Origin of the sequence: Pseudokordiimonas caeni, from assembly GCF_026719705.1 — a bacterium.
Taxonomy (GTDB): domain Bacteria; phylum Pseudomonadota; class Alphaproteobacteria; order Sphingomonadales; family Kordiimonadaceae; genus Gimibacter; species Gimibacter caeni.
On the sequence record NZ_JAPPRR010000001.1, the window covers coordinates 439,717 to 458,239 of the forward strand.

An 18,523-nucleotide genomic window follows, 5' to 3' on the forward strand; every position below is an offset into this window, starting at 1 on the left:
GAAAGTTTCCGGGCGGCAGGCGGCATGCATTGGTTGAAGTTCAGGCGGAAACGGGCGGGTCGCGGGAGGACCGCGCGGGGCGAACGGTTGCCACCAGGGCAAGGGCCGGTAGATTCTCGATCACCGCCCCGGTTTCGGGCAATATCAGCTGTGGCGGCGGGGCGATGTCAAAGGCGGCTTGCGCCTTTGACATCGAGACGATCACGCAAGGCTCGGTGCCGTGCAGGTGCTTGTCGGGTCCGAAGGCCGCCAGGTGCGCCACCAGCATGAGCTGCGCAGCAACGAACATCGCTGCCAGAAGCGGCAGGATCGTCGAAATGCGGGCTCTGAACTGGTGCAACATCATATTCTGGCTGACAGGGGTGACATGTAACTTTGTAACATTAATCTAAGGGGCTATACCACCGGATGGCAAGCCCCATCCGGCATGCCTCAACCTTCGTTGAGTTCGGGGCGTCAGGGCCGGGAATCCTCCTTGCGGAGCCGACTGACCTTCACTAATAACAATCCTGAAATGAAAATGTCATCGAACACGTCTTTAATCTCCCTGTGCAGGTGCGCTCCGGTTGCGACTATCCGGCCGGCAAGCCGCCTGTCTTGTCGCAAGGGGGGGCAGGAGCCATGTTCGAGGCCCGGATCAATTTCCAGGAGGCTATGCCTCTCGTCAGGGGCGCCAGCATGACAGCGCACGGCGAGATCAAGCCGACCGACCTGAGGGTCGCGCTCTTTTCCGGCAACTATAATTATGTACGAGACGGGGCCAATGCGGCGCTGAACCGTCTTGTCGCATATCTTGAACAGCGCGGTGTAACCGTGCGCGTCTATTCGCCAACCAGTGACACCCCGGCTTTCGAGCCTGCAGGCACCCTGATCTCGGTGCCGTCCGTGCCGATCCCGCGCCGCAAGGAATACCGGCTGGCGCTTGGTCTGCCAGCCTCTATCCGGCGTGACCTTGATGCCTTCCAGCCGAACCTTGTGCATATCTCGGCGCCTGATCTTCTGGGGCAGAAGGCCGTCAAATATGCGCGCTCGCGCGGCTTGCCGGTGGTGGCGTCGGTGCACACAAGGTTCGAGACATACCTCAGCTATTATCACCTCGGCTGGCTTGAGGGCCTGCTCAGTCGCAAAATTGGCGCGCTTTATAACCGCTGCGACGAAATCTACGTGCCCGGCGACTGCATGGGCGATGTGATGCGCGCCACGGGGGTGACCACCTCGATCAAGATGTGGAGCCGCGGTGTGGATACCGACCTGTTCCACCCGTCGCGCCGCGATATGGAATGGCGCCGCTCTCTCGGCTTTTCCGACGACACGACGGTTGTCTCCTTCGTCGGGCGCCTTGTACTTGAAAAGGGTCTGGACCTGTTTGCGGCCTCCATCGAGCGGCTGAAGGATATGGGTGTCAACGCGGAAGCGCTGATCGTCGGCGAAGGCCCGGAGCGCGAATGGTTCGCTGAGCGCATGCCGGGGGCCGTTTTCACCGGCTTCCAGCGGGGTGAAGCTCTGGCGCGGGCCTATGCGTCGTCCGACATTTTCCTCAACCCGTCGACGACCGAAACCTTCGGCAACGTGACGCTTGAAGCCATGGCGGCAGGCGTGCCTGCTGTTTGCGCCAACGCGACGGGCAGCAACTTCCTCGTTCAGGATGGCAGGACAGGCTATCTCGTCGACGCCACGGACGTGAATGCCTACGCCGATCGCATGGCTGCCATTGCGCGTGACGCGGCACTTGCCAAAGCGCTTTCAGACGCAAGCCGGGCTCGCAGCCTTGAATTCACCTGGGACTCGATCCTCGAAAACCTGCTGGGTCATTATATCGACCTTCTCGCGCGCCGCCGGGTGGCGGAAGCGCAGCGGGCTGCGGTCTAGAATCCCGGACTGGCCTTTTCGCGTCAAATCCGCTATGGAGTGGCGCTTGATTAGTGAAAGGCGCCCGCTCCTTGCAGACATTCTGGCAGAATTTAGCGTCCCGCATGCAGCACGGGCCGATTGTCAAATTACTGCAATTCTTGCTCTTTTCAGCGGTGATCCTGTATCTCGCGGACCGTCTTGGTGCGATCGGCTGGCGCAATGTGATGGCGTCGCTGCCCACGAATCCCTTCTTCTATCTGGTGCTGGTGGCCGGCTATTTCGTGATGCCGATTTCCGAACTCGCTATCTATCGTCGTCTCTGGGATCATGACCTGAAAGGTGCCATGCCCGCCTTCCTGCGCAAGAAGGTGCTGAACGAGGCGGTGGTCGGCTATTCGGGCGAGGCTTATCTGTTCCTCTGGGCCCGCAAGGCGCTCGGGATGGAAGGTCGTCAGGCCTTTTCGACGATCAAGGACAACAATCTCTTGTCCGCTGCTGTTTCCACAACCACGGCTGTCTTGCTCGTCATTTTCTTCATGTTCACCGACTATTTTGAAGTGGTGTTCAAGGCGAGTCCCGATAATTCCACCTCGCTGATCGTGATGCTCTGCATCTCGGCGCTGATGGTGCCGATCATCTTCCGTTTCCGCCGCAAGCTGATGAGCCTGCCACCCGAAATGATCCGCCGCGTGCTGACGATCCATATCCTGCGGCTGCTCACAGTAGAGCTTCTGCAGATTGTTCTGTGGTCGATTGCGTTGCCGGATGTGCCGGTGATCACCTGGGTGGCGTTCGCGGCCGCGCAGATGGTGCTGACCCGTGTGCCGATGCTGCCGAACAAGGAACTGATGCTTCTGGGCCTTGGTGTCACGCTTGCCACCTATGTGGATGCGCCGAGCGCGGCGGTTGCCGGCATGTTCTTCGCTGCCGGCGCGCTTCTCCAGATTTTCAATGTGCTCGCCTTCACGGCGTCGAGCATTGCGGGTGCCCGGGTGAAACCCGAACCTCTCCTGATCGAAGCGCCGACAGAGACCCCGAAGGAAGCCTGATCCTTCAGGCTGCGGGCATGGATGGCTTGCGCCGCCTGAGCCAACGCACGATGGGCAGGCGGGGGATGAGGTCGATGATCTTGAAGAAGCCGTCGAGCGGATGCTGCCCGCACTTGTAGGCGAACACATAGAAGCACCGGAAGCCAATCGTCAGATAGACGGCGAGCACCGGCCACAGCACATATCCCGGCGGGAACGATGTGACGTTCGAGCCGAACTCCAGAAGCTTGAACATCAGGATCAGGAGCGACAGCCCGATCACAATACCCGAGGCCGAGGCCCGGCGGGGCGGCGGGGCGGCAATTGCAACAGCCAGGAAGGGCAATACCAGCGGCAACAGGCCGAGGATGATGCGGCGCTGGCTTTCGCCACTCGCGGCGCGGCGCTCGATATCCGGGGTCTTGCCGCTTTGCGCCATCGAGATCAGCTCGGCAAGTGTGCGTTCCTTCTCGGTGCCACCGCGATTGCGGAAGTCCTCGATAAGCGGCAGGGGAACGGCGATATCATGCTGGTCGAAGGTGAGGAGTCCGGGCTGCGGCCAGTCACTGATGCCGGCGGTGAAAATCTGCCCGTCTTCAAGCCGCAGGATCACCACCGTGTCGTTCGATGACCGCAGGAATTGGCCGGATTTTGCCGCTGCGACGACCTCGGCGCCGTTTGCGCTGTGCTCATACAGAAAAATGTCCGACAGCATGCCGGTGTTGCGGTCGAAAGACTGCGCCCGCATTGTCGTGCCTTTGCCGAGCGACACGAACTCAGCAAGCTGGATCGACCGGCCGAAGGCCCCGATGCTGGCCTTGAAGGTCAGCTCGCGGTAGGCAAATTCGCTGTGCGGCTGGACATAGCTGACCAGCGCGAAATTGACGATGGTCATCAGCACACCGAAAACCATCGGCATGCGCAGCAGTTGCCACGGGCTGAAACGGCAGGCCAGCATGGCCGCCATTTCCTGCTGCATGGCGATCCGCCGGTAAGCCAGCAGGATGCCGAGAAGCAGGCTGATCGGTGCACCGAACACGGCATATTCGGGCACCATATAGACCAGCAGGTCGAACACCACCTTCAGCGGGCCGCCTTCATTGAGCGTGAACTGGAACAGCCGGAGCATCTTGTCGAGCAGCAACAGAAGGATGGTCAACGCCATTGTCGCTGCCATCGGCGTGAAAATCTGTCGCGCGATATACCGGTCGAGAGAGGGGACCATGGTTTCTTCTGATTGGCCGGGCTTGTGCCCGATGATTGCTCTGCCGCCTTTCATGGCAAAAAAAGCCGGATGGGTCGATAGAAACGAGGGGGGCGCCGGAATTTTTCTCAAGGCCGCTTGTCAAGCGCGCGTCTGCCGCACCAGAATGCGCTTCTTTTCCAGAAAGGACATTTCAATGACCAGCATGATCAGGCTTCAAACCCACGGTGAAGGCGAAAGCGCGCCGATTGCAGCCGAAAAGCTGATTTCGGGCACGCCGACCGGTACGGTGGACAATCAATATGTCAACAAGGCGGGCAATTTCTTCTGCGGGGTGTGGAGTTCCGACGCCGGTATCTGGCGCATTTCCTACACGGAAGACGAGCTTTGCACGATCATCGAAGGCGAAGCGATTGTCACCGATGCCGTCGGCAATGCCGAGCGGGTGAAAGCCGGAGACACATTTGTCATTCCGGCCGGCTTTGAAGGCACATGGGAAACTGTCGGGTCGGTCCGCAAATTCTATGCGATCTACGAAGCAGCCTGAGGGGCCTAGATCACCTCTGCCGGTACCGGTTCGCCGCCATTTTCCGCCGTCGCCGGATCGTGCAACGGCAGGCAGATCACCACGACTGTGCCGGTGCCGGGGGTGGAATCGATCGACAGCGTGCCATCCAGCGCCCGCACCAGCCGGTCGGCGAGGCTGAGGCCAAGCCCGATGCCCTCGCTGCGGCGGGCGAGATGGCCGCTGACTTGCGAGAAAGGCTCCAGCGCCCTTGCGATTTCCGCCTCGCTCATGCCGGACCCTGTATCTTCCACGCGGACCTTCAGCTTGTTGCCTGCGCGTGCCACATCGATGCGGACCCGGCCTTCGGGGCGGTTGAATTTCACCGCGTTCGAAATCAGGTTCAGCATGATCTGGCGGATCGCGCGTTCGTCGCTCGTGATAAGGCTGACCTTGATATTCTGTTCGATGGTCAGTGAACGGGAACTGATGAAGGGCGCACAGTATTCAAGCGCGCCCTCGACCACCTTTTCGATATCGCATGGCTCGGAGCGCAACTGCATCTCGCCGGAATCGAGCCGCGACAGATCGAGGATATCGTTGATGATATGGAGGAGGTGCGTGCCGCTGCGTTCAATGGTTTCGAGATAGTCCTTGCGCTGTTCCGGCGTCGTTGGAAACTCGTCATTCTTCAGGATCTGGGCAAAGCCGATCACGGCATTGAGCGGGGTGCGAAGTTCATGACTCATGGATGCCAGAAATACGGCCTTGGCATGATAGGCTTCCTCCGCCTGTCGGATTTTTTCCTTGAGGGCCGCCTGGGTCTGTTTCCTCAGCTCCACTTCGGTATCCAGCATCACCAGCGCCTTGATCCAGCTAAAGAGCCCGATGCCGACAAGGATGGTGCCGGGGGCAAAGCCAAAAAGCATGATCAGGAGTTCATTCTCGCCGGGCGCAGCGAGGCCGAGCCAGCGACCGAACGGGACGATCTCTTCGGACATGTCGAGGAAGGCGGCGACAACGGTGATGAAGATGCCGGTCGATATCAACCAGTAGCCAACCTTGCCGAGCGTCTTCGGGTGAGGGCGCGTGAGGAAGGTGATGGACATGAAGCTGACGCCGGCCAGAAGCGCCACATCACACAGAAAACGGCTGAAGGAGTAAAAAAGATCCGATTCCGGGGTCATACAAAAGTCGCCTTCTTCGCGAACGATACGCTATTCGCACAAATTTCAACCATGGCGTATAAAAGTGAACAACTTATTGACTTGCAAGAGTTACATGCGTGCTAGGCAGGGGCTGGGGCATCTGCTAATGCTGGCCGCTGTATAGTGAGTGCCATGCGGAGGGACGAGGTCATGAGCGAGCATATTCTGGTCGATGTCAAAGACAAGGTGATGACCATCACCTTCAACCGCCCCGACAAGAAAAATGCCCTGACCCATGCCATGTATCAGGCGATCAACAGCGCCATCGAACGCGCCAATACGGACAAGACCGTCCGGGCGGTGCTGTTTCTGGGTGCCGGTGGGGTTTTCACGGCGGGCAATGACCTGATGGATTTCAGAGACAAGCCACCGCTTGGCCCTGATGCGCCGGTATCGCGCTTCCTGCAGAATATGCTCAAGGCCGAAAAGCCCATCGTGGCGGCGGTTGGTGGCGTGGCTGTGGGCGTGGGCCTGACCATGCTGCTGCACTGCGACCTTGTGATCGGTTCGAAATCGGCGCGCCTGAGCGCACCCTTCGTTGACCTCGCCCTTGTGCCTGAGGCAGGGTCGAGCCTTCTGTTGCCGCGCACCATAGGGCATGCGCTGGCCTCTGATATGTTTTTCACCGGCCGGGTGCTGAGTGCGGAAGAAGCGCTTGCTGTCGGCATCCTGTCGCGCCTTTATGAAGACGCTGATCTGGAGGGCGAAGCCCGCAAGCTTGCCCTGTCGCTCGCGCGCAAGGCGCCCGACGCGATCCGCCTGACGCGCCGCCTGATGCGCGGTGACCGGGCAGACGTGGCAAAGCGCATGGCCGAAGAGGGCGAGCTTTTCGCGCGCCAGCTTGTCTCCAAGGAGATGAAAGAAGCCATCCAGGCTTTCCTCGAGAAACGGGCCCCCGACTTTGGCTGAAACGATGCCGGACGTTCCCGTCCGTTCTGAAATGGCGGATCGGCTGCTCGCGGCTGCGGGATGGTCGGACGCTGCACGTCACCCCTTGCCGGGGGACGCGTCGGCGCGGCGTTACATTCGCCTGACACGGGACGGTGCAAGCCGCATGCTCGTGGATGCGCCGCCGGGGCGCGAGGATCTGGGTAAATATCTGCGCCTCAACCGTCATCTGGCATCGCTCGGCCTGCGCGTGCCGGCGATCCATGCTGTGGATGAAGCGTCCGGTTTCGCGCTTATCGAAGATTTTGGCGATGCCACCTTTACCCGGTTGCTGGCAGCGGGCGAAGCGGAAGCCAGCCTATATGACCGCGCCACCGATGTGCTCGTTCGCCTGCAGCAGGCGCCAGGGGCGACCGATGTGGCGGCGCCTCCTTATGATGACGAACTGCTTCTGGAAGAAGCCGGGCGCTGCGCGCTCTGGTACCTGCCGCTCGTCCTCGGGCGCGACCTGACAGCTTCGGAGCGCGCCGATTTCGATGCCGTATGGCGCCGCACGCTCGGCGATATCCGTGATTGCCGCGATGTGCTTGTGTACCGCGACTTCCATGTCGACAATCTGATGATTGTGGACGGGCCGAACGGGCCGGAGGTTGGCCTTCTGGACTTTCAGGATGCGGTGATCGGCCACCCGGCCTATGACCTTGCCTCACTGATTGAAGACGCGCGGCGCGATCTGGCGCCAGCGACGCGCGAACGGGTGCTTGCCCGCTATCGTGCCGCGATGGATGTGGGGGCGGACGAACTGGCCGAGAAGGTCGCGATCCTCGGGGCGCAGCGCCACACCAAGATCCTTGGCCTTTTCGTGCGGCTGAGCCGCCGGGACGGCAAGCATGGCTACCTGCCACATATCCCGCGGCTGCAGCGGCAACTGGCCGGCGCCCTGCAGCACCCGGCGCTTTCCGAGGTTGCCCGCATGATGCGCGAGATCGCCCCCGGATATGAAAGCATCAGCGTGACGCCGCCTAGTGGCTCATGAAGATCGGCAAGTCGCTGTTGCCGACGAGCCATTTGGTGACCCCGCCAAGGATCAGCTCCCGCCAGCGGGCGTGCGAATAGGCACCGATCACCATCAGGTCCGCCCCTTCCTTGTGGGCGGCGCTCAGGATTTGTTCGCCAATGTTGCCGCCTGTGTCTGAAGGGGTCAGGGTTTTCGCCTTTATCCCGTGTTGGGCCAGATAATCGGCGATGGCATTCACGTCTGGCCGGTCGGGGTCCGGGTCACCGATCTGCAACAAGGTCACCTTTTCAGCGTCCACCAGAAGCGGCAGGGCAGCCCCCACGGCCCGCGCGCCCTCGGCCCGGCCGTTCCAGGCGATCAGGATATGCCGGCCGATGTCGCCGCTCGCCTTGGTGGCTTTCGGCACCATCAGGAGCGGACGGCCCGAGCGGAACAACAGGTCATGGAACACGTCGGCGGCGTCCGCCCCCATGCCTTCGGGCCCGTCGCATACCGAAAGATCGGACGTGCGGGCGCGGCGGCCGGCGTGATCGGCAATCTGACCGACGGCGACCTGCCAGCGTGCGGTGGCGCTTTCGGCGGTTGCCGTATCCTTCAGCGGGATGGCGGCAGCCTCAAGCGCCTGCGTGAAGCGGGTATAGCCGTCGTCGGCATCCGCCTTGCCCGAGGCTTCGGCAGCATCGCACAGTTCCTGTATCATCACGGCACTCATCCCTTCGCCGGTGTAGGGCACAGCGGCGCGCGGGTCAGGGCGGATGAAAAGCCCGGTCAACATCGCCCGGTTGCGGCGCGCGAGTGCTGCTGCCAGCGTCAGTGTCTGCTGGCCCGGGCAATCGGCGGTCATGGGCAGAATGATGGATTTCATCTTGGCTTCCCCTGTCTGTTGTTCCTGTCTGCAACTCATGGATGGCAACCCTTTACCCGGGCGGCCGCTCCCTGTAGCTTTCTGAATGCTGACACGGACTTCGGGGGCAGGTTTTGATCCCGATCAAATCCGGTTCATCATCCATTCAGCCGCAAGGCCCGAAAGTATAACGCATGATGACGTTTATCCGAAAAATGTGGCTCGCTTTTGTTGCTCTCGCACTTGTCGCCCCCCTTTCGACTGTCGCTGCCGAGGCGCAGCAGCGCGGTGGCAACCGTGCGCAGACCGAGCAGGACGAAGCGCTTGCCGCACAGAAGCGCGGCGATGTGCTGCCTTACCACGAGATCAAGAAGCGCACCGAAGCGCAGCTTGGCGGCAAGGTGGTAGGCCAGCGCCTGCGGCACACCAATACGGGCTGGGTTTACGAGCTTCGGGTCATGGGCCGGGATGGCAAGGTGGCCTTCGTGCTCGTGGATGCGGCCACCGGCAAGATACTCAAGGCACGCTGATAGGAGCCCCCATATGCGCATCCTGATTGTCGAGGACGATGAAGCACTGGCTCGCCAGATGCGAGACAGCCTTGTGGAAGCGGGCTATGCCGTTGACCACACGGCGGACGGCGAGGACGGCCATTTCCTGGGCGATACCGAGCCCTACGACGCCGTGGTGCTTGATCTCGGCCTGCCGGTCCTTGACGGCCACAGTATCCTCAAACGCTGGCGCAGCGACGGCAAAGTGATGCCCGTCCTGATCCTCACCGCCCGCGATGGCTGGACCGACAAGGTTGAAGGACTGGACGCCGGTGCAGACGATTACCTGACCAAACCCTTCATGATGGAAGAGTTGCTGGCCCGCCTGCGCGCGCTTATTCGGCGCGCGGCGGGGCAGGCGTCGGCGACGCTCACCATCGGCCCTCTCACGCTCGATACCCGTTCGGGAAAGGTCAGCGTGGAAGGCAAGGCGGTGAAGCTGACGGCGCAGGAATTCAAACTTCTGGCCTATATGATGCACCATCAGGGCAAGGTGATTTCACGCACCGAATTGACCGAGCATATCTATGATCAGGATTTCGACCGCGATTCGAACACGATCGAGGTTTTCGTAAACCGTATCCGCAAGAAGCTCGGGATCGAGATCGTGCATACGGTGCGCGGGCTTGGATACCAACTGGACTGGCAGGGGGAAGGTGCGGGTGCTCGCACGGCTTAGGCACTTTTTCAGGACACTGACCGGCCGCCTGCTCGTTTCCGCCTTCCTGTGGTCGGCGGTGGCGCTGACGGTGGGCGGTTTTGTCCTGTCTGCTGCCTTCCGGTCCTATGTGCTGCAGGATGTGGACGAACGCCTTTCGGTGCTGCTGGACACCCTTGTGGGCTCCAGCGAGGTCGGCCCCGATGGTGTGCTGCGCTTCAACCGGCCGCTTGTCGACGAACGTTTTGCCACACCCTATTCGGGCCTTTACTGGCAGGTATCAGAAGAGGGTGCGCCGCCGTTCCGGTCGCGGTCCCTGTGGGATTTCGAGCTTGGCAATGTGCATGCTGACCGTGTCTTCACCCTGCATATCGAGGAAGCTCCGGGGCCGGACGGCCAGCGCCTGAGGGTTGCTGAGCGGGATATCATCCTGCCGGAAGCTGACCGTATTTTCCGCTATCAGGTGGCAAGCGACCTGGGCGAGGTGCAGGCCGCTATCGAACGCTTCAACCAACTGCTGCTTCAGGCCCTGGGGCTCATCATGGGGACGCTGACAGCGGCGCTCGTACTGCAGGTTGCCTATGGCCTGCGCCCACTCAGGACTATTGGCAAAAGTCTGGCCGATGTGCGGGCGGGCCGCGAGGCGCGATTGCCGGGCGATTGGCCCGCCGACCTGCAGCCGCTGGCTGCCGAGATCAATGCGCTGATCGACCAGAATGAAAAGCTCGTCGCCCGCGCGCGTACCCATGTGGGCAATCTGGCCCATGCGCTGAAAACGCCGCTCGCCGTGATCCTCAATGAAGCCGACGCCGACAAGAGCACTCGTGGTGCCACCGTCGGCCGCGCGGCGCGGGATATCAAAAGCCATATCGACCATCACCTGAAACGTGCCCGCATTGCCGGTGGCGGCAGCGGGCCGGGGCTGCCGGTGCGCGAGCGGCTCGACAAGCTGGCCAAGGCGATTGCCGCCATGCACCGGCACAAGGATATCGAGATGAATGTCGATTGCGCGCCCGCCCTTGGCTTCGACGGCGAGCGCGAGGATTTCGACGAAATGCTCGGCAACCTGATGGATAACGCCGGCAAATGGTCGGAAGGCAAGGTTTCGGTCAGTGTCAGGCTTGTGGAGAAAGACCTGCCACGCCCGATGCTGGAAATCCGGGTGGAAGACGACGGCCCCGGTGTGGCCGAAGATCAGTGGCCCGTCCTTTTCGAGCGCGGACGGCGGCTGGATGAGCATGTGCAGGGCACGGGCCTTGGCCTCGCCATCGTGCGCGATATCGTCGATATGTATGGCGGTACGGCGTGGCCGGAACATGCCACCCTTGGCGGGCTTGCCATCGTCTTGCGCCTGCCGGGCAAACTTATCCCTTCCTGAGCACCCCGACCCCGAGCGTCAGCCAACCTGTGATGAAAGCGAGGCCACCAAGCGGCGTGATCCAGTGCGCGGCGCCCAAGCTGCCGGGGCCATTGAGCGCCAGCCAGTAAAGGCTGCCCGAAAAAGCCAGAATCCCGAACACGAACGCCCAAACCGAGTAGCCGATCAGGGGGCTTGCCGAAAGCGTGGATGCGAATGCGGCAGCGACCAGCGCGAAGCTGTGCAGATACTGCATGCGAACCGCCATGTCCCACCAGTCCCTGCCTTTTTCGCTGACGTCAGCAGGCAGTGCATGGCTGCCCGCGGAAGCGGCGAAGGTGGCAAGGGCCGCCAAAAAGGCAGCAAGGGCGAGTATGCGGCGTGGCATCATGAGGGGTATCCTATTATCTTTCGACATCGGAGGTTCGTTTAGTTTCGTACAACTTTTATCGCCATCGCGGGACATGGTCCCTAAGATGGCGTTCGAAACAAGAAAACCAGTAAGGGGGTAAAGAATGATTGGCAAGACACGCTTGCTTGCGGCGCTCGCCGTGTTCGGAGGGGTGATGATCGGATTTGGGGACAGTATCAAAGCGGACGATCTGGTGGCACGCGGTGACAACCGCGGCACCCGGATCAATGGGGCAGACTGGGCAACGCGAAGCCCCGTGCTCGCGACGAACGGTATGGTCGCAACTTCACAGCCTCTCGCCACACAGGCGGCACTCGACATCCTGAAAGCCGGTGGCACGGCGGTGGACGCCGCGATTGCCGCAAACGCCGTCCTCGGCCTTGTCGAACCCACGGGCAACGGCATGGGCGGAGACCTGTTCGCCATCGTCTGGGACCCGAATACGAAGAAACTTCACGGTCTCAATGCCTCCGGCCACAGCCCGAAAGGGCAGACGCTGGATGACCTCAAGGCCAAGCTGAAGGCCAAGGGGCTTGATGCCATTCCGGGCTGGGGCGTGCTGCCGGTAACCGTGCCCGGCGCAGTCGACGGCTGGTTCACCCTGCACAGCAGGTTCGGCAAGCTGCCGATGAAGGAAAATCTGGCGCCGGCCATCCATTATGCGCGGGAAGGCTATCCGGTCACCCAGCTCATTTCCTATTATATGCAGCGCTCGCAGCCGATGTTCGAAGCGAAGTTCGAGGCCGGCGTGCTGGAGGAAATCGACAATTACCGCAAGACCTACCTGATTGATGGCAAGGCGCCGGTCGAGGGCCAGATTTTCAAAAATCCCGATCTCGCCAATACGCTTGAGGCAATCGCCAAGGGTGGTCGCGACGCCTTTTACAATGGCCCGCTGACCGACACGATGGTCGCCTATTTCAAACGCCTTGGCGGCGCGCTGACGAAGGACGATTTCGCCAGCCAGCATGCCGATTGGGTGCAGCCGGTTTCGACCAATTATCGCGGTTATGACGTGTGGGAACTGCCGCCGAACGGGCAGGGCATCGCCGTCCTGCAGATGCTCAATATCCTTGAAGGCTATGACCTGAAAGCCATGGGCCACAATTCGGCGGATTATCTGCATGTGATGGCCGAGGCCAAGAAGCTGGTTTATGAAGACCGCGCCCGTTTCTATGCCGATCCGAACTTCGTTGATGTGCCGGTCGAGGGGCTTCTCTCCAAGGCCTATGCCGAAAAGCGCCGCGCGCTGATTGATATGAAGAAGGCCGCCAAGGAAGTTGATCCGGGTGACCCGATTCTCGGGCACGGCGACACGATCTATATGACGGTTGCCGACAAGGACGGCATGATGGTTTCGCTCATCCAGTCCAACTTCCGGGGTATGGGGTCGGGCCTTGTGGCAGACGGCCTTGGTTTCATGTTTCAGGACAGGGGCGAGCAGTTCGCGCTGGATGCCAGCCACCCGAATGCCTACGCGCCCGGCAAGCGGCCGTTCCACACCATCATTCCGGCCTTCATGACCAAGGACGGCAAGCCGCTCCTGTCGTTCGGCCTGATGGGCGGTGACATGCAGCCGCAGGGGCATGTGCAGATCGTGGCCAATATCGTCGATTTCGGCATGAATGTGCAGGAAGCGGGCGATGCGGCGCGTTACTACCACACGGGTTCGACCGAGCCTGACGTGCTGAAACGGATGACGGACGGCGGCGAACTGCAGCTTGAAACCGGTGTACCGCAGGCGGTGGCGGATGCGCTGAAGGCGCGCGGTCACAATGTGTCCTATTCGAAGGGGCCCTATGGTGGCTATCAGGCCATTCTGCGCGATCCGGAAACCGGCGTTTACTGGGGTGCCAGCGAAATGCGCAAGGACGGGATGGCGGCCGGATACTGACCGGCCGCCCTGCGGTTTTCTATTACGGAACCAGAACGATCGGGATGCCGACCGTGTGCGCCAACGAGTTGGCCACACTGCCCAACAGCAGGTCGGCAACCCGGGACCGTCCACGACGGCCCACAAAGGCCATCACGGCCTTTTCTTCCTTGATGCGCTTCTTCAGCACGTCAACGGGATGCCCCCAGTGAAATTCCTTGGTGATGGTCACGCCGCTTGCCTTGTGCTTGGCGACGAGCGGATCAAGGATTTCACTGCTGGCGCGGGCTTCCTCGCCCGCCTTTTCCAGCGGCCGGGCTGCGATCTCTTCGACCGACAGCGGCTGGATGCCCGACCAGGGAATGACAGTGACCAAGCGCACTTCGGCGCCGGTCTGCTTGGCAAGCGAGACGGCCTTGTCCGTCGCGCGTTCCCCCCACTCACTGCCATCCACGGCGACCATGTAAAGTTGATGCTTAGCCATTGAAACTTCCCTTTCGCTGTTTGACTGGTATCAAGCTAACAGCGAAAGGGAGGGGGCTTTTTGCGCAAGATCAATTTCAGGCGCGATAGGCGGCCTTGATGAAATCGGCGCAGCGTTCGGCGATCATGATTGTGGGCGCGTTGGTATTGCCGCCAATCAGACGCGGCATGACCGAGGCGTCGGCAACCCGCAGGCCGGTGAGACCAACGACCTTCAGTTCCGGGTCCACCACGCTTGTGGTATTGTCGGCCGGGCCCATGGCGCAGGTACCAACGGGGTGATAGATCGTCTCAGCCAGATCGCGGATCGCAGCATCCGTGCCGGCGTCATCATCGATATCGATGCCGTGCCACGGGTCTTTCTCACGCGCGATGAAGGCCGCGAGCGCGGGCTGCCGGTACATGCGGCGGACAAGCTTCACGCCTTCGCGCATCACGCGCAGGTCTTCGGCCTCGCTCAGGTAGCCGGGATCGATTTTCGCGGGCGCCAGCGGATCGGCGCTCTGCAGGCCGATGGTACCGCGGCTGTGCGGGCGAAGCTGACACATATGGATACCCATGCCGTGCTCGTGCGGCTTTTCAAAGCCGTGGGGCACGTCCGCCATCGCCAGCATGATATGGAACTGGATGTCGGGCCGTTCGAGTGCGGGATCGGTTTTCAGGAAAGCCCCGACCGGTGTCACGCAGTCGGATAGCGCGCCGGGCTTGTGCAGGAACCATTTGGCCATCTCGATAAGGCCCGCTACCGGCTTCTGGTAGCGCATCATCGAGATCGGGTCCTTCAGGTGGGCGTTCACATTGACGTCCAGGTGGTCCTGCATATTCTTGCCAACGCCCTTCATGGCATGCACGACCTCGATCCCGTGCGGCTTGATATCGTCGGGGTCGCCGACGCCTGAAAGCTGCAACAGTTGCGGGCTGTTGATGGCGCCGCCTGCCAGGATCACCTCGCGCGCAGCCGTGTAGGTCTCGACGGCGCCCCGGCGGCTGAGTTCCACCCCTGTGGCGCGCTTGCCATCGAACACCACACGGCGGACCTGCGCTTCCGAGAGAATCGTCAGGTTCGGGCGGTCTTTCGCGGTTTCAAGATAGGCACGGGCAACCGTCATGCGGCGGCCGTCATGGATCGTCTGGTCGTAAGGGCCCACACCTTCCTGCTGCGGGCCGTTGAAATCGTCGGTTTGCGGCAGGCCCATCTGCTTGGATGCTTCGACGAAGGCGTCGTTAAGGGGATGGGTGGAGGTGCGCTGGGTGGTTTTCAGCGGGCCGTCCGCTGAGTGGAATTCATCCGCAGGTCGGTCGCTGCCTTCGGATTTCAGGAAATAGGGCAGGACCTTTTCCCATGTCCAGCCGGTGCAACCGGCCTGCGCCCATTCGTCATAGTCGCGGGCGTGGCCGCGCACATAAAGCATACCGTTGATGGCGGACGAGCCACCAACCACCTTGCCGCGTGGCCAGAAAAGCTTGCGGCCGTTCAGCGCTTTCTGCGGTTCGGTCCAGTAGGACCAGTTGATGTCGCACGGCGGCACCACCTCAGCGATCATGGCGGGCATCGAGACCTTCAATCCGCCTGATGCCTTGCCGGCCTCGATGAGCAACACGTTGAACGACGGCACTTCGGAAAGGCGCGCCGCGATGGTGCATCCCGCCGAGCCAGCGCCGACGATGATGAAATCGAAAGTCTTGTCACTCATACAGGATCAGTCCAAAGGCTCGAGGGTGATGGGCAGGCCGTCGACCGGTCTGATCAGCGGCAGGATCTGGAATTTGGTAGAATAGCCTTCGGGCAGGGCAATCCGCCAGTAGGGCAGCAGGTGGGCCATCAGCACTTTCGCCTGCATATAGGCGAAGTGGAGCCCGAGGCACATGTGGGCACCACCCCCGAAGGGAATCCAGGCATATTTGTGCCGGCCCTTGCTGTTTTCGGGCGTGAAGCGCAGCGGATCGAACTTCCCGGGTTCCGGCCACAATTCCTCGCTCCGGTGCGTGTAAACCGCACTGATGCCGACCGTGGTGCCCTTAGGGATCGTATAGCCGGCGAATTCCACATCACGCACAGTCTTGCGTGGCATCGCGGGCACCGGCGGGTTCATGCGCAGGGCTTCCTTGAAGGCATATTCCGTCAGCGTCAGTTCGCCCATCCGGTCATAGGGCAGGCGGCCTTCGTTGAGGCCAAGCGCGGCAATTTCCTCGCGGAGCTTGTCCTGCCAGTCGGTATGGCGGCCGAGCTCGTATACAAGCGTTGTGACAGACGAGGTGATGGTGTCATGGGCGGCAAGCCACATGAAGATCATATGGTCGATCACCTCCTGATCGGTGAAGGCATTGCCGTTTTCGTCCTTCGCATTCACCAGCTGGGTGAACATGTCGGTGCCTTCGCGGCCGCGCCGTTCGGGGATCAGGCCGCGCAGATAGTCCACAATGAACTTGCGGCCCTTTACGCCCTTCGCCATCTGGGTGCCGGGGATCGGCACGCGCACGACAGCAACAGCGGCAAGGACCATATCGGTCATGGCATGGAAGATTTTCTTGTTGTCCTCGCTATCGGGATCGATGCCGAGGAAAACGGCGGAGGCCATATCAAGCGTCAGCTGTTTGATCGCGGGATAAAAGGCGAAATGCTTCATCTCGCCCCAGCGCGCGATGCGCTTCGGGATCTCGTCATTCAGCCGGTCCATATAGCCTTGCATCGGGCCCGTTTTGAAGGCGGCAGCCATGATGTGGCGGTGGGCCTTGTGCTCGTCGAAATCCATCAGCATCAGGCCGCGCGGGAACAGGCGGACCAGATAATTGTTCCAGCCCCCCTCGCTCGAGAAATTGCGGCCCTTGTCCATGAGGACGAACTCGTTCGCCTCGGGGCTCAGCATATTCACCTGATCATGGAAAAAGGCGTTCGACCGGTACACGGACCCATATTGCTGGCGCATCCGCTTGCCGTAAGCTTCCGAGTCTCTCAGAAGTTCAAGCGTGTGGCCGAGGATCGGCAAGCCGCGATCCCCCGGAATATCTTCAAGTCTGGCTTGGCGCGCTGTCATAATGCCCTCCCTTGCATGTCAGACCGGCCTTCTTGGACTGTAAAGTCCAGTAAATGAGTGTAGGCGAGCCTGCGGGCCTGTCAATTCTTTTACGCGGCCCTTCCGGGTGTGACGATGTGCCGCTTTCAGAAAACTTGCAAGGATGCAAAGGCCGCGCTAGAGGCACCAACATGCACGCCTTCGATTCCCAAATGCGCCATGCCGCCAAGCTGATGCGCCTCCTGCATGCCCGGATGCCGATTTTTGCGGTGGCGATGCTCGTGCTCTGGCAGGGAATCGTCGGTGCCAGCGTGATGGCTGGCGACAACCAGCTGCTCGGTGCCCGGCCCGCTGCCTTGTCCTATATGGTGGACGGCGAACGGGTCCAGCTTCCGGCGTCGCTTGCCTATTGCAACTTTTCGGACGGCGAAACGGACAGCAAGGGCGCCTGCCCGGATTGCGCCGGCGCGACCGCAGTTGCCCTCGTCACGCCAATCCTTTCCTTGCCGCAGATTGTAGGCAGCCTCTCGGTCTTGCCGGCTGCCTTGCGGCATCTCGTCGGTATTGCCCCGGCCGCCCGGTCGGCGCGGGATCCGCCCCTTTCTTTCTGAGAATTCGACCTGTTCGACCCGGCGCTATCCGCAGCCGGGCCTATTCCTTTGAAAGAAAGACACATCATGACTTTGAACAAATCCTCGGCGGCCCTGATGCTGGCTGCTGCATCCGCCCTGTTTTCAACTGCAGCCACCGCCCATGACGGTGATGGTTATAGTGCCCGCGTGGACGACCACGCCCCGATCGGTGTGATGGCCGATCATTTCCACCGCAAGGGTGAGTGGATGGCCTCGGCCCGCCTGATGCTGATGTCGATGGACGATCCCCGGATGGCGACCGGCGCCCAGAAAATGTCGGGCACCATGGTGATGGCCGGGATGATGTATGCGCCCGCCGACTGGGTCACCCTCACGGCTGGCCTTTCGTGGGCCGATCGCGACATAACGATGGCGATGCCCATGGGCGGGATGATGGGCGGCACGATGGAAAGCGAAATGTCGGCAAAAGGTATTGGCGACCTGAAGCTGAACGCGCTGTTTCCGGTCATCGCCGATAAGGAAAATCGTTTCCTCCTGAAGGCCGGCATCACCCTGCCGACCGGCAAGAACGGCCTCGAGAGCGACGCGGGCACCCGGTTGATGGCCAGCATGCAGCCGGGCACCGGATCCTATGCTTTCACGCCGGCCGCGACCTATGTGCGGTTCGGCGAGGGCTGGTCACTTGGCCTGCAAGCGGCCGCTGACCTCTATCTTGATCACAATGATTACGGTGAAAAGACCGGCGACCAGTATAAGGCGACGGCCTGGGCATCCTATACGCTTGTCGATAATCTCAGCGCTTCCGTCCGTGTTGCGCAGGCGTGGGACAAGCCGCTGAAGTCAGCCATGGTGATGGGCGGTGAAACCTCTACGCAGACGACGCTTCTTGGCGGGTTCAATTATGTGATCCGCTCGGGCGCGCTCAAGGGTAACCGTTTCGCGGTCGAGGTCGGCCTGCCGGTCGGCGGGGATCGTGGCTGGCGGCCGCTGAAGCCCGATACATCGCTGACGCTCGGCTGGCAGCTCGCCTGGTAAC

General features: G+C 61.3%; 19 protein-coding genes. 11 read left to right on the forward strand and 8 right to left on the reverse strand.

The genetic code is table 11. The annotated features are described in order from the left end of the window. Positions 1-40: 40 nt before the first annotated feature. Positions 41-340, reverse strand: a complete 300-nt coding sequence (locus OU694_RS01815) for a hypothetical protein (RefSeq protein WP_308909300.1) — start codon at positions 338-340, stop codon at positions 41-43. Between the two features lie 356 nt (positions 341-696). Here OU694_RS01815 and OU694_RS01820 point away from each other — a divergent pair, with 356 nt between their 5' ends. Then, on the forward strand, positions 697-1,869 hold the full coding sequence (locus OU694_RS01820; protein ID WP_507028828.1) for a glycosyltransferase family 4 protein: 1,173 nt from the start codon (positions 697-699) through the stop codon (positions 1,867-1,869). A gap of 104 nt (positions 1,870-1,973) precedes the next feature. Further along, positions 1,974-2,900, forward strand: a complete 927-nt coding sequence (locus OU694_RS01825; protein ID WP_308909302.1) for a hypothetical protein — start codon at positions 1,974-1,976, stop codon at positions 2,898-2,900. Positions 2,901-2,904: 4 nt separating this feature from the next. On the opposite strand, the gene OU694_RS01830 is transcribed toward OU694_RS01825, so the two are convergent. After that, a complete protein-coding gene (locus tag OU694_RS01830; protein ID WP_308909303.1) occupies positions 2,905-4,104 on the reverse strand; it encodes an LptF/LptG family permease in 1,200 nt (399 codons plus the stop codon). Between the two features lie 175 nt (positions 4,105-4,279). On the opposite strand from OU694_RS01830, the gene OU694_RS01835 reads away from it, so the two are divergent. Further along, positions 4,280-4,630 carry a cupin domain-containing protein gene (locus OU694_RS01835; protein ID WP_308909304.1) on the forward strand — a complete coding sequence of 117 codons (351 nt, stop codon included), beginning with the start codon at positions 4,280-4,282 and terminating at the stop codon, positions 4,628-4,630. A gap of 5 nt (positions 4,631-4,635) precedes the next feature. Here OU694_RS01835 and OU694_RS01840 read toward each other — a convergent pair whose 3' ends face one another. Further along, entirely contained in the window at positions 4,636-5,775 is a 1,140-nt protein-coding gene (locus tag OU694_RS01840) for a sensor histidine kinase (RefSeq protein ID WP_308909305.1), read from the reverse strand. A 171-nt stretch (positions 5,776-5,946) separates the two neighbouring features. On the opposite strand from OU694_RS01840, the gene OU694_RS01845 reads away from it, so the two are divergent. Further along, positions 5,947-6,705 (forward strand): enoyl-CoA hydratase, encoded by a 759-nt coding sequence (locus tag OU694_RS01845; RefSeq protein WP_308909306.1) that lies wholly within the window; start codon positions 5,947-5,949, stop codon positions 6,703-6,705. Positions 6,706-6,709: 4 nt separating this feature from the next. Then, positions 6,710-7,720: an aminoglycoside phosphotransferase family protein gene (locus OU694_RS01850; RefSeq protein ID WP_308909307.1), complete on the forward strand. Its 1,011-nt coding sequence runs from the start codon at positions 6,710-6,712 to the stop codon at positions 7,718-7,720. Here OU694_RS01850 and OU694_RS01855 read toward each other — a convergent pair. Beyond that, positions 7,707-8,567 (reverse strand): universal stress protein, encoded by an 861-nt coding sequence (locus OU694_RS01855; RefSeq protein WP_308909308.1) that lies wholly within the window; start codon positions 8,565-8,567, stop codon positions 7,707-7,709. The two genes, OU694_RS01850 and OU694_RS01855, sit on opposite strands and share 14 nt — an antisense overlap. Positions 8,568-8,740: 173 nt before the next feature. On the opposite strand from OU694_RS01855, the gene OU694_RS01860 reads away from it, so the two are divergent. Genes OU694_RS01860 through OU694_RS01870 form a run of 3 tightly spaced genes read left to right on the forward strand, consistent with a single transcriptional unit; the run spans position 8,741 to position 11,133 of the window. Continuing rightward, entirely contained in the window at positions 8,741-9,076 is a 336-nt protein-coding gene (locus OU694_RS01860) for a PepSY domain-containing protein (protein WP_308909309.1), read from the forward strand. A gap of 13 nt (positions 9,077-9,089) precedes the next feature. After that, a complete protein-coding gene (locus OU694_RS01865) occupies positions 9,090-9,776 on the forward strand; it encodes a response regulator transcription factor (RefSeq protein WP_308909310.1) in 687 nt (228 codons plus the stop codon). Beyond that, a complete protein-coding gene (locus tag OU694_RS01870) occupies positions 9,760-11,133 on the forward strand; it encodes a sensor histidine kinase (RefSeq protein WP_308909311.1) in 1,374 nt (457 codons plus the stop codon). Before OU694_RS01865 ends, OU694_RS01870 begins: the two co-directional genes overlap by 17 nt. On the opposite strand, the gene OU694_RS01875 is transcribed toward OU694_RS01870, so the two are convergent. Beyond that, on the reverse strand, positions 11,120-11,503 hold the full coding sequence (locus OU694_RS01875; protein ID WP_308909312.1) for a DUF423 domain-containing protein: 384 nt from the start codon (positions 11,501-11,503) through the stop codon (positions 11,120-11,122). The two genes, OU694_RS01870 and OU694_RS01875, sit on opposite strands and share 14 nt — an antisense overlap. A 175-nt stretch (positions 11,504-11,678) precedes the next feature. Here OU694_RS01875 and ggt point away from each other — a divergent pair, with 175 nt between their 5' ends. Beyond that, positions 11,679-13,418 carry a gamma-glutamyltransferase gene (ggt, locus tag OU694_RS01880; RefSeq protein WP_373460234.1) on the forward strand — a complete coding sequence of 580 codons (1,740 nt, stop codon included), beginning with the start codon at positions 11,679-11,681 and terminating at the stop codon, positions 13,416-13,418. 22 nt (positions 13,419-13,440) lie between these two features. On the opposite strand, the gene OU694_RS01885 is transcribed toward ggt, so the two are convergent. The 3 genes from OU694_RS01885 to OU694_RS01895 form a co-directional block, all read right to left on the reverse strand. Continuing rightward, positions 13,441-13,881 (reverse strand): universal stress protein, encoded by a 441-nt coding sequence (locus tag OU694_RS01885; RefSeq protein ID WP_308909314.1) that lies wholly within the window; start codon positions 13,879-13,881, stop codon positions 13,441-13,443. 76 nt (positions 13,882-13,957) lie between these two features. Then, positions 13,958-15,574, reverse strand: coding sequence for a GMC family oxidoreductase (locus tag OU694_RS01890; RefSeq protein WP_308909315.1), 1,617 nt, complete (start codon positions 15,572-15,574; stop codon positions 13,958-13,960). A 6-nt stretch (positions 15,575-15,580) separates the two neighbouring features. Next, positions 15,581-16,915 carry a cytochrome P450 gene (locus tag OU694_RS01895; protein ID WP_308909316.1) on the reverse strand — a complete coding sequence of 445 codons (1,335 nt, stop codon included), beginning with the start codon at positions 16,913-16,915 and terminating at the stop codon, positions 15,581-15,583. Between the two features lie 170 nt (positions 16,916-17,085). Between OU694_RS01895 and OU694_RS01900 the strand changes: the two genes are divergently transcribed. Together OU694_RS01900 and OU694_RS01905 are read left to right on the forward strand one after the other, a co-directional pair. Continuing rightward, positions 17,086-17,505 carry a hypothetical protein gene (locus OU694_RS01900; RefSeq protein WP_308909317.1) on the forward strand — a complete coding sequence of 140 codons (420 nt, stop codon included), beginning with the start codon at positions 17,086-17,088 and terminating at the stop codon, positions 17,503-17,505. A 66-nt stretch (positions 17,506-17,571) separates the two neighbouring features. After that, positions 17,572-18,522 (forward strand): transporter, encoded by a 951-nt coding sequence (locus OU694_RS01905; protein ID WP_308909318.1) that lies wholly within the window; start codon positions 17,572-17,574, stop codon positions 18,520-18,522. The last annotated feature ends 1 nt before the right edge of the window (position 18,523 follow it).